The sequence below is a fragment of the Marinobacter sp. R17 genome (assembly GCF_003789045.1).
GTDB classification, from domain to species: domain Bacteria; phylum Pseudomonadota; class Gammaproteobacteria; order Pseudomonadales; family Oleiphilaceae; genus Marinobacter_A; species Marinobacter_A mangrovi.
This window is the reverse complement of the sequence record NZ_RHGZ01000007.1, coordinates 164,257-175,883: the sequence shown is the minus strand read 5'-3', so window position 1 is coordinate 175,883 and position 11,627 is coordinate 164,257. Positions and strand designations below refer to the sequence as shown.

Here is an 11,627-nt window from a genome sequence, read left to right as displayed (position 1 = left end):
CAAGGCAAGAGGATTAGCATTCATAACGACGGCGGTGAATGGGTTTTTGTTTGGTTTTTGGCGAAAGCAAACTTAACCCGTTTTACCGCCGTCTTCCTTTTCTTTTCCCGCTAATCCGCGATGAACCAATAAAAAGGGGCCTCAAGAGGCCCCTTTTTCGTTAGGTTAATGGATAACCGTTCCTTGATCAGGCGGCTTTACGACTAAACCCCAACTGATCGCCGTCGATGTCCGCCACAATGGTGTCGCCCGGCGCAAAGTCACCCTTCAGCAGGCGCTGAGCCAACGGGTTTTCGATCAACCGCTGGATGGCCCGCTTCAAAGGACGCGCGCCATACACCGGGTCGTACCCCACTTCGCTGATCCGATCCATCGCGGCATCGGACAACTCCAGCGTCATGTCCTGATCCCGCAAACGACGACTCAACGAACCAATCTGAATCCGCGCGATCCCTTCGATCTGGTTGCGCGCCAGCGGATGGAACACCACCACTTCGTCCACCCGGTTGATGAATTCCGGACGAAAATGGGTGCCGACTACCTCCATCACCGCGTCCTTCATGGCGTTGTAGTCGTCCTTGCCGGCCATGGTCTGGATCAGGTCCGAACCGAGGTTTGACGTCATTACGATCACCGTGTTGCGGAAATCGACCGTGCGCCCCTGGCCGTCGGTCAGCCGACCATCCTCCAGCACCTGCAGCAGGATGTTGAACACGTCCGGGTGCGCCTTTTCCACCTCATCGAGCAACAGGACAGAATAGGGCCGGCGACGGACCGCTTCGGTCAGGTAACCTCCTTCCTCATAACCCACATAGCCGGGAGGCGCGCCAATCAACCGCGCCACGGAGTGCTTCTCCATGAACTCGGACATGTCGATCCGCACCATCGCCTCCTCCGTGTCGAACAGGAATGAGGCCAGCGACTTGCACAGCTCGGTCTTGCCCACGCCCGTCGGCCCGAGGAACAGGAACGAGCCGTTGGGCCGGTTGGGATCGGACAGGCCGGCACGGGACCGCCGCACGGCATTGGCCACGGCCTCGACCGCTTCGTCCTGCCCAATCACCCGCTCGTGCAGCGCCTCTTCCATGCGCATCAGCTTGTCGCGCTCACCCTCGAGCATCTTGGACACGGGAATCCCGGTCCACTTGGACACGACTTCGGCGATCTCTTCGTCCGTGACCCGGTTGCGCAGCAGCTTCATTTCCATCATCTCGGCCTGACTGGCCATATCCAACTGGCGTTCGAGTTCCGGAATGGTGCCGTACTGCAGCTCGGACATTTTGCCCAGGTCGCCGGCACGACGGGCGTTTTCCAGATCAATCCGGGCCTGTTCCAGCTGGCTCTTGATCTTTTGGGAACCATGCAGCGCAGCCTTTTCCGTATTCCAGACCTCCTCAAGGTCGGCATACTCGCGCTCGACGTTGCCAATCACATTCTTGAGCTCTTCAAGACGCTTCTTGGACGCGGCATCGGTTTCCTTCTTGAGGGCCTCGCGCTCAATCTTGAGCTGGATCAGCCGGCGTTCCAGACGATCCAGCGCCTCCGGCTTGGAGTCCATCTCCATGCGGATCTGGCTGGCCGCTTCATCGACCAGGTCAATCGCCTTATCCGGCAGCTGACGATCGGTGATGTACCGGTGCGACAGTTTGGCCGCCGCGATGATCGCGCCGTCGGTGACCTCAACGCCGTGATGCACTTCGTAGCGTTCTTTCAGGCCGCGCAGGATGGCGATGGTGTCTTCCTCGGATGGCTCGGACACCAGCACTTTCTGGAATCGACGCTCGAGGGCCGCATCCTTCTCGATGTTTTCACGGTACTCATCCAGGGTCGTGGCGCCCACACAGTGCAGTTCGCCTCGCGCCAACGCCGGCTTGAGCATGTTGCCCGCGTCCATGGAGCCTTCGGCCTTGCCGGCTCCGACCATGGTGTGGATCTCATCGATAAACAGGATGATCTGGCCTTCCTGTTTGGACAGTTCATTGAGCACCGCCTTGAGACGTTCCTCGAACTCCCCGCGGAACTTGGCGCCCGCAATCAGCGAGCCCATATCCAGTGACAGGACCTTTTTATCCTTGAGACCGTCAGGCACCTCGCCATTCACGATCCGCTGAGCCAGACCTTCGACAATCGCCGTTTTACCCACGCCGGGCTCACCGATCAGCACCGGATTATTCTTGCGCCGGCGCTGCAGGACCTGGATGGTGCGGCGGATTTCGTCGTCCCGGCCGATCACCGGATCCAGCTTGCCTTCAGCCGCGCGCTCGGTCAGGTCAATCGTGTACTTGGACAGGGCCTGACGATTCTCTTCGGCCGAGGCGTCGTCCACCGATTCGCCACCGCGGACTTCGTCGATCGCCTGCTCCAGCGCCTTTCGATCCACATTGTGCTCGCGCAGGACGCGACCCAGCGTGCCGCGATCTTCCAGCGCCGCCAGCAGGACCAGCTCGCTGGAAATGAATTGATCCTTACGCTGCTGTGCCAGTTTGTCCGCAATGTTGAACAGGCGCCCCAGGTCATTGGACATGGCCACATCGCCGGCCGAACCTTTGACCTCCGGCAGGTTTTCGATTTCCCGGGCCACGGACTGGCGCAAGCGCGCCGGGTCCGCCCCGACCTGCTTCAGCAGGGGTTTGATAGAACTGCCGTCCTGATCCAGCAATGCCTGCATCAGATGGAGTGGCTCGATAAAGTTGTTGTCCTTACCCACCGCAATGGACTGCGCTTCGGCCAGTGCGGTCTGGAGTCGACTGGTCAGTTTGTCGATTCGCATGTTGTTTCCTCGATTCCGGATAGAAAACGCCGCTGTCGGAGACGTTCAATCCGTCTCTGGCGTTGTGATTTGTTTTAAATGTAGGGGCGTCGGAGGGGACTTCAAGCGGTCGTTAGGGAAATCAAGTAGACGATTGCGCTGGATCAAATTTACCGCAGGTGCCTGACCACTCTGGCGTCATACACGCCAGATCAAGCTGGCCATGCGACCGGTCTGGCCATCGCGCCGGTAGGAGTAGAAGCGTTCACGATCACGGAACGTGCAGAAGCCGCCGCCATGGATTCGTGCAGCCTGGATGCCGGCCTGACACAGCCGGAGGCGAGCCAGCGTGTAGAGATCGGCGAGGTAATGACCGGGCCGTTCGGGAGAATTGCGAAAGGCAGACGCCACGTTGGCATCGTGCTCCACGAAAGCCTGAAAAACCTCGCCACCCACTTCAAAAGCATCCGGACCGATGGCCGGGCCAAGCCAGACACTCACTTCATCGACGCTCCGGAACGTGGACAGCGTCGCCTCCAGCACACCTGAGGCCAGGCCACGCCAGCCGGCATGAGCCGCCGCGACCTGAGAACCGTCGTCGGCGCAGAACAGGACCGGCAGGCAGTCCGCCGTCAAAATGGCACAGGCCACGCCTGGATCGCGCGTCCAGGAGGCGTCGGCTTCGCCACCGGCATCACCAGGCAAGGCTGCCACGTCCGTGCCATGGACCTGCCGAACCCAGCCGATCGACTCCGGTCGGAGCCCCAGGGAATCCGCCACCCGGGATCGGTTGGCGGTGACCGCCGCGGCGGCGTCACCAACGTGATCGCCCAGGTTCAGGGAGTCATAAGGCGGCTCGCTGATACCGCCGACGCGTGTCGTCACCGCCGCCCGGACATTGTCCGGCAATGGCCACGCCGGCACGATCAGCGGCAGCGTCATCCTTGTTCCTGCGCGTTGGCGTGGGCGCGCAAGGCGTCCAGAAGCTCAGCCATATCGGCGGGCAACGGCGCTTCCCAGCTCATTTCCTCATCCGTGGCGGGATGGACCAGGGTCAGCTTTCGGGCATGCAGCGCCTGACGCTGGAACTGGCGCAGCACCTCCTTGAGTTCCGGCGTACAGCCCTTCGGCAATTGCATCCGACCGCCATAGACCGGATCGCCGACCAGGGCGTGACGGATATGAGCCATGTGCACCCGGATCTGGTGGGTCCGCCCGCTTTCCAACTTGCAGCGCACGTGTGTGTGGGCGGGGAATCGCTCGACGAGCCGGTAATGGGTCACCGCCGGTTTGCCGTCGGAGACGACCGCCATCTTCTTGCGCTGGGTGGGGTGCCGGCCGATGGGGGCATCCACCGCACCGCCGCCGGTAATCGTGCCCACCATGACGGCATCGTATTCCCGTCCCATGGTGCGAGTCTGCAGCTGATCCACCAGCGAAGTGTGGGCAATCAGGCTGCGGGCAACCACCATCAGGCCACTGGTGTCCTTGTCCAGCCGATGGACAATGCCGGCCCGGGGCAGCTTGTCGACTTCCGGCGCATGGTGCAGGAGCGCGTTGACGAGCGTGCCGGCAGCGTGACCCGCGGCGGGATGGACCACCAGTCCGGCCGGTTTGTTGATCACGAGGATATGCTCGTCTTCGTAGATGATGTCCAGGTCGATGGATTCCGCTTCCCAGGTCACCTGGACTTCCGGCTCCGCATTGACGGCGATGACGTCGCCCAGCATGACCTTGTCACGCGGCTTGCGGGCCTGCCCATTGACGGTCAGGTCGCCGGCTTTGATCCAGCCCTGGATACGGGACCGGGAATGCTCGGGCATCAATTCCGCCACCGCCTGATCCAGGCGACGGTCACTCAGCTCGGCCGGCACTTCAAATTCACCGCTTATACGGTCTTCCGCGGACATTCAATCCCCTAAATTTTTTGTAAAGCATGTCAGGCCCCTGCACAAGGTGGTATAGGGCCGTTACAATGTCGAACGCTTTTCATTATACGGGAATCAGGCATGAGATCAGGTGTTCGCTTGCTGCTGTTGTCGGCCATCCTCGCGATGATCGCCGGCTGTGCATCCAAACCGGAAGAAGTCCTGCCGGAAAAGACCTACTACGAGCAGGCCCGCTCGGCCATGAACGGGGGCAATTTCAACGAGGCCGAACGCAATCTCGAGTCCCTGGAAACCTACTACCCCTTCGGCCGCTACGCCGAACAGGCGCAACTGGACCTGATCTACGCCCGCTACCAGAATCTCGACCTGGAAGGTGCACGCTCCGCCGCGGATCGGTTCCTGCGGCTCAACCCGCAGAGCGAACACGCAGACTACGCCCTCTATATGCGTGGCCTGGCGTCCTACAACCTGGATATCAGCCTCGCCGGCAAGTTCTTCCCGATCGACATTTCCGAGCGGGATCCCGGGGAACAACGCCAGGCTTTCCGTGACTTCTCCGAACTGCTGAGCCGCTACCCCAACAGCGACTATGCCGCCGACGCCCGCCAGCGCATGGTGGCGATCCGCAACCGCCTGGCCAAACTGGAACTGCACGCCGCGCGCTACTACATCAAGCGCCAGGCCTACATTGCGGCCAACAACCGGGCCCGCTACGTTCTGGAGAATTTCCCCAACACGCCGGCGGTCGAGGATTCCTTGAAGATCCTGATTGACACCTACCGCTTCCTCGACCTGAAGAAAGCGGCCGACGACGCGACGGCCCTGCTGGCGATCAACTACCCCAACAGCGATGCGTTCGACAAGAACATGAAGTATCAGCCCAGCACCATCAAGACAGAAGATCGCTCGCTGAGCAGTGTCGTCACCTTTGGCCTGATGGGCGACGAGTAACCCGTCGCCCTGCCCCCCGGCGCTATTTGCCCAGCTTCCACCCGTTGGTGATGGGATAGCGCCGGTCCTTTCCGAAGCCCCGCTCCGTAATCCGCACTCCGATGGGCGCCTGGCGCCGCTTGTACTCGTTGATGTCCACCAACCGGACCACGCGCTCCACATCCGCGCGTTCAAAGCCCTGGGCGATGATCGCCTCGGCGCTCATATCCCGCTCGATGTACTGGTGCAGAATCTGGTCGAGGGTATCGTAGCCCGGCAGGTTGTCCTCGTCTTTCTGGTCTGGCGCCAGTTCCGCTGACGGCGGCCGGGTGATCACCCGCTCGGGGATAACGGCGCCCAACGTGTTGCGGTAATTGGCGATGCGGTACACCAGCGTTTTCGGCACGTCCTTGAGGACATCAAAGCCGCCGGCCATATCGCCATACAAGGTGGAATACCCCACGGCCATTTCACTCTTGTTGCCAGTGGTCAGCACCAGCGAGCGGAACTTGTTGGACAGGGACATCAGCAGTACACCACGCAACCGGGCCTGGAGGTTTTCCTCGGTGGTATCCGGCTTCGTGCCTTCAAATGGCGTCGCCAACGCGGCCATGAAGGCATCGTACATCGGCTCGATGGAGAAGACGTCGTACTGCACACCCAGCGCGGTGGCTTCGGCCTCGGCATCCTCCAGACTGATACCGGAGGTATAGCGGAACGGCATCATCACGGCCCGCACCCGCTCCGGACCCAGGGCATCGACGGCAACCGCCAGCGTCACCGCCGAATCAATACCGCCGGAAAGCCCCAGCACAACGGACGCAAAACCGTTCTTGTTGACGTAATCACGAACACCCAGCACCAGGGCGTTGTAAACATTCTGCTCCAGCGACGGCTCGGGAATCGGTGCCTGCGAGACAGGGTGGCAGTGTCGATCCACGATGAATTCGACGGGAAACAGTCCCTCGGCAAACTGCGGTACCTCAACGGCCAGCTCACCGGAGTGATCGACGACCATGGAGCCACCATCAAAAACCAGCTCATCCTGGCCGCCTACCAGATTGACGTACACCACGGACACGCCGTTTTCCCGGGCACGCCGCTCCAGCAAAGCCTTGCGGCGCGCCTGCTTGTCCAGGTCATAAGGGGAAGCGTTCAGGTTGAGGATCAGCTTGGCACCGGCTGCCGCCGCCTGCTCGACGGGGCCATCCATCCAGATGTCCTCACAGACGGTGATCCCGACAGGCACCCCCTGAATCAGGGTGACACAGGGCTCCGTGCCGGCCGCAAAATACCGCTTTTCATCAAACACCTGATAATTCGGCAGCTGTTGCTTGAGGTAAGCGGCCCGATGCTCGCCCTGTTCAATGACCACCGCGGCATTGTAAAGCAGGCCAGCACGGCGCACCGGCGTGCCCACCACCAGGGCGGCGGGTAATTTCTCGGCCGCCAGTCGATCCAGCGCCTCTTCGACGCGACCATCGAGACTGGGGCGCAGCAGCAGGTCTTCCGGTGGATAGCCGGTCAGCGCCAGCTCCGGAAAAACGACGATATCAGCCCCCTGCTCGTCCACCGCCTTTCGGGCCGACGCCAGAATCTTATCGGCGTTTCCGGGGATGTCGCCAACCAGGCAATCCACCTGGGCCATGGTTACTGTCAGTCGTTGGCCGGGGGATGCCTCTGTCTGGCCGGAAATCATGCCTTTCTCCTGTCCACAAGCGGGTTTAAACCGCTATTATACCTGCCAACGTTTTATCCCTTCGACAGGAAACAGGATTTTTCGATCGCCTGCCATGACTCCGGACAGCGTTACATCAGCCCGCGACACCTTGCCGTTCCAGGAAAGCCAGCGCCCACGCCTGCTCCGCATCTATAACCACTATCGACTGGTCATCAGTCTGATCCTGGCCGGCCTGCTGTTTGTCGATCCAGGCACCCTGGACACCAAATTCCGGGCGCCGGAGTTCTACCAGATCTGCGTGCTGGCCTACCTGGCGCTGAACGTCTTCACGGCAATCATGCTCTTCGCCGGTGCCAAACCCAATCAACGCCACATCACCCTGTCGATCCTGATCGACATCATCGCCCTGCATGCACTGCTGCTGTTCAGCGCCGGCATGACCAGCGGCCTGGCCAACCTGATCATTGTCACCGTCGCCGCCGGCAACATCCTGACCCCGAGCCGGGTTGGCCTGTTCTATGCCGCCCTCGCCACCATCGGCTCCCTCGGCGTTGCCACCTGGTCCTCCCTCACCTTTGAGACCAATGCCGACGAGATCGTCCGGGCCGGTTCACTGGGCATTCTCTATTTCGCAGCGGCCTTCCTGCTCCAGAGCATCACCCGACGCATGATCCGCAGCGAACAACTCGCCAGCTCCCGCGCCCAGAGCCTGCATGAACTGGAGCAGATCAACCAGCAGATCATCCAGCGGATGCGGACCGGCATTATCGTTACCGACCGTTTCGGGCTGGTTCGTCTGGCTAACGCCGCTGCCCATGAACTGCTGTTTGGCGACCGCCCCGGGAACGACGATATGGGATTGCTGCCGCCGCCTCTGAGACAACGATTGAACCAGTGGGTGAACTCGCCCGGAACCCGAACCGAGCCATTCCAGGCAACGCCCATTACCCCCATGCTGCAGGCCAACTTTACCCGGCTTCATCAGGAACGGGGCGATCACATCCTGATATTCATCGAGGACATGAGTAAAGTGACGCTCCAGGCGCAGCAAATGAAGCTGGCGTCACTCGGGCGGCTGACGGCCGGTATCGCCCATGAGATCCGCAACCCGCTCGGCGCCATCAGTCACGCGGCACAATTGCTGAATGAATCACCCAACTGCGATGCCGCTGATCGTAAAATGGTCGACATCATTCAGCGGCATTCCAAACGGGTCAACGGTATTATCGAGAACGTACTGGACCTGTCCCGACGCCGCCAGGCGGACATCGAACTGGTCCAGATCGACAGTTGGCTGCAGGAATTTGTCGAGGACTACCAACACGGCGCAAGCAATGGGATGGACGGCAACACACCGACCATCACGCTCGACCTTCCCGACCAGGCGCCACCGGCCCGCTTCGACAAAAGCCAGATGGCCCAGGTGCTGGTCAACCTGTGCGATAACGGCTTGCGCTACAGCAAGGCCCAAACCGGCAAGGCAACACTGAAAATTTGTGTGGGCGTCACCGGGGATGGCGAACGTAGCTATATCGACATTCAGGATCAGGGAGCCGGAATCAGCAGCGAGCAACGCGAACACATTTTTGAGCCGTTCTACACCACCGATCAGAGCGGCACCGGCCTGGGACTTTATCTGGCGCGGGAGCTGTGCGAAGCCAACCAGGCCCACCTGGCCTTACTCGACAACGGCCGGCCGGGGAGCTGCTTCCGGATCACCTTTGCCCATCACGGGCGGCTGATCTAGAACGATCTCCGAAACGGCCAACAACGACGAACCACTAACAACAGGACGAGACGGTGCAATGACCACACCGACAGCGCTGATCATCGACGACGAACCGGACATCCGGGAGCTGCTGGAAATCACGCTCATGCGCATGGACATCCAGGTCCGGACGGCCGCCGATGTCACCACGGCCAAGGCGATACTGGAATCCGATCCACCGCAATTGTGCCTGACGGACATGAACCTGCCGGACGGCAACGGGATTGAGCTGGTCCAGTGGATTCAGCAGGTTTGCCCGCAAACGCCGGTGGCCGTGATCACCGCCTACGGCAGCATGGACACCGCCATCGAAGCCCTCAAGGCCGGCGCCTTCGATTTCGTCTCCAAGCCCGTCGAACTGCCCCGCTTGCGCGAACTGGTGAACAGCGCCCTGAAGCTCTCCAAACCCGAAGCCGAACGAACGGGAGAGGACGATCCCGGCCTGCTACTGGGCCAGTCCGAAGGCATCCGCCGTCTGCGCAACCAGACCCGTAAGCTGGCTCGCAGTCAGGCTCCGGTCTTCATCAGTGGCGAATCCGGCAGCGGTAAGGAACTGGTCGCGCGGATGATTCACATGCAGGGTCCGAGGCAGGAAGGCCCGTTTATCGCGGTGAACTGTGGCGCCATTCCCTCCGAGCTGATGGAAAGCGAGTTTTTTGGCCACAAGAAAGGCAGCTTTACCGGCGCGACCGACAACAAGGCTGGCCTGTTCCGTTCCGCCGACGGCGGCACCCTGTTCCTCGATGAGGTAGCGGACCTACCGCTGAACATGCAGGTCAAGCTGTTGCGGGCGATTCAGGAAAAAGCCGTGCGTCCTGTCGGAGAATCCCGCGAATTTCCGGTCGATATCCGAATCCTCAGCGCGACTCATCGGGATCTGCCCACCCTCGTGCAGGAAGGCGACTTCCGCCAGGACCTGTTCTACCGCATCAACGTGATCGAGCTGAAAGTCCCGCCGTTACGCGAGCGCCCGGACGACATCGAACTGCTGGCCCAGCACATCCTGACCCGCCTGGCCCGGGACTACGAGTGTGATCCAGCTTCTCTGACCCCGGCTGCACTGGATAAACTCAAGCAATATGATTTCCCCGGCAACGTGCGAGAGTTGGAAAACGTCCTGGAAAGGGCCTTTACACTGTGCGACCTCGATCAGATCGATGCGGACGACCTGCACATGGGACACAGTCCAGTCACCATTAGCCGATTAGAGCCCGATTCAGACGTCGCACCCGGCGCAACGGTGGAGTTACCGGACGATGGAGAGCTGGATTTAGAGAATTATTTGGAATCCATTGAGCGGCGGGCCATTGAAAAGGCACTCGAAGCCACGCGCTGGAACAAGACGGCCGCCGCCAAGAAATTGGGGATCAGTTTCAGGGCGCTGCGGTATAAGTTGAAGAAGTTGGGGATGGAATAGAAGCTCGACTTCCTAGACGCAGCTTCCGAATCGCGAGACTGTTCTCTGAGGAATGGCCCACGAAGTTTGAAAAACAAATGGCAGGAAGCCATTTAATGACAAGGAGTTGTTATGGAAAACCAGGCGCTTCTGCGAACTGGCTTTACTCTGATTGAGTTGCTCGTGACGTTGGCCGTAGCGGCCATTAGTGTCACGTATGCGATTAACGGATTCGGCAGCATTTATGACCGCCACCGTAATGCCACGTTTTTGAATAGGCTTCACAACAGCTTCAATTATGCGCGAAGCTTGGCACTTCAAAGTAATTCAATCACCACACTATGCCCGCTAGAGCCTGGCTCAGGGAAATGCACCAACGACTGGCATGGGACGATCAGCATCTTTATCGACAGCGATAATGACAGGGAGCCCGATGAGGGGCGCATCGAGCGCGTTTTCGACATCCCGGACGAATTTCATATTACCGTTCGCCCGGCAAGTAAAGGTTATTTTCAGTTTACGGCAAGCGGACTTTCTCACGGAACACTCGGCGGCTTGCTGATATGTCACCAAACCGAATTCGTCGATTTCATGGCCTATGCTGCAATGAATATGGGAGGCCGCTATCGTGATCAAGCCGATAACGACCATGATGGCGTCATCGAAACTAGCTCAGGTGCCAATTTGTCCTGCCCGAGCTAGTTTCTCAAGCATTACTTGCTCCAGGTTTGCTCAGAGCCGGACAGAGAGCCCCCATCATCCCGATCCCAACCTCTCTGTCCGGTCGATGACAATTGTAGGAAACCATCCCCCGCCTGAGCATTAATGGGCACCGCTCTCAAATCGTAAGAGTTTGCCGACAAGTTGTAGATTCTCAGGTTGTAGTACGGCGTACCGCCATCAATCGGAGATTGGCTAGGGAACACCGCCGCAGCCGGCGCCGTCAGCGTCGTAGTGATGGCACTCGTCCCACCATCGGCACCAATGTAGGTACCGTTCTGGGTGTAATAACGCTCCATGGCGTTGGCAAACGAGCTGAGCGCTCCTTGCGCATCGGATCGGCGTGTTGACTCAACCTGATCCAAATAACTGGGATAGGCTATTGCTGCAATGATTCCAATGATCGCCACCACGATCATCAACTCGATCAGTGTAAAGCCTGGTGAACGACTTGGCCTCCCGCCAGCGATCAGCCCTTCATGATCAATCTTCAT

9 protein-coding genes are annotated in these 11,627 nt (G+C 59.9%); 4 read left to right on the top strand and 5 right to left on the bottom strand.

The features are described from left to right. Nucleotides 1-187: 187 nt before the first annotated feature. The 3 genes from clpB to rluD all read right to left on the bottom strand — a co-directional run bounded on the left by clpB (nt 188) and on the right by rluD (nt 4,659). Nucleotides 188-2,770 carry an ATP-dependent chaperone ClpB gene (gene clpB / locus EB809_RS07675; protein WP_123634221.1) on the bottom strand — a complete coding sequence of 861 codons (2,583 nt, stop codon included), beginning with the start codon at nt 2,768-2,770 and terminating at the stop codon, nt 188-190. A gap of 177 nt (nt 2,771-2,947) precedes the next feature. Beyond that, nucleotides 2,948-3,691, bottom strand: a complete 744-nt coding sequence (pgeF, locus tag EB809_RS07670) for a peptidoglycan editing factor PgeF (RefSeq protein WP_123634220.1) — start codon at nt 3,689-3,691, stop codon at nt 2,948-2,950. Then, nucleotides 3,688-4,659, bottom strand: a complete 972-nt coding sequence (gene rluD / locus EB809_RS07665; protein WP_123634219.1) for a 23S rRNA pseudouridine(1911/1915/1917) synthase RluD — start codon at nt 4,657-4,659, stop codon at nt 3,688-3,690. The genes pgeF and rluD overlap by 4 nt, the downstream gene beginning before the upstream one ends. Before the next feature lie 99 nt (nt 4,660-4,758). Between rluD and EB809_RS07660 the strand changes: the two genes are divergently transcribed. Beyond that, the gene (locus EB809_RS07660) at nt 4,759-5,589 is read left to right on the top strand and encodes an outer membrane protein assembly factor BamD (RefSeq protein ID WP_123634218.1); all 831 of its coding nucleotides are present in this window, start codon (nt 4,759-4,761) and stop codon (nt 5,587-5,589) included. 22 nt (nt 5,590-5,611) lie between these two features. Here EB809_RS07660 and EB809_RS07655 read toward each other — a convergent pair whose 3' ends face one another. Further along, nucleotides 5,612-7,267: an NAD+ synthase gene (locus tag EB809_RS07655; RefSeq protein ID WP_123634217.1), complete on the bottom strand. Its 1,656-nt coding sequence runs from the start codon at nt 7,265-7,267 to the stop codon at nt 5,612-5,614. 94 nt (nt 7,268-7,361) lie between these two features. Here EB809_RS07655 and EB809_RS07650 point away from each other — a divergent pair, with 94 nt between their 5' ends. The 3 genes from EB809_RS07650 to EB809_RS07640 all read left to right on the top strand — a co-directional run bounded on the left by EB809_RS07650 (nt 7,362) and on the right by EB809_RS07640 (nt 11,115). Continuing rightward, nucleotides 7,362-8,996: a sensor histidine kinase gene (locus EB809_RS07650; RefSeq protein WP_123634216.1), complete on the top strand. Its 1,635-nt coding sequence runs from the start codon at nt 7,362-7,364 to the stop codon at nt 8,994-8,996. Nucleotides 8,997-9,054: 58 nt separating this feature from the next. Then, a complete protein-coding gene (locus EB809_RS07645) occupies nt 9,055-10,434 on the top strand; it encodes a sigma-54-dependent transcriptional regulator (protein WP_123634215.1) in 1,380 nt (459 codons plus the stop codon). 111 nt (nt 10,435-10,545) lie between these two features. Continuing rightward, nucleotides 10,546-11,115: a GspH/FimT family pseudopilin gene (locus EB809_RS07640; RefSeq protein ID WP_123634214.1), complete on the top strand. Its 570-nt coding sequence runs from the start codon at nt 10,546-10,548 to the stop codon at nt 11,113-11,115. An 11-nt stretch (nt 11,116-11,126) separates the two neighbouring features. Here EB809_RS07640 and EB809_RS07635 read toward each other — a convergent pair whose 3' ends face one another. Next, nucleotides 11,127-11,627 (bottom strand): type IV pilin protein, encoded by a 501-nt coding sequence (locus tag EB809_RS07635; protein WP_123634213.1) that lies wholly within the window; start codon nt 11,625-11,627, stop codon nt 11,127-11,129.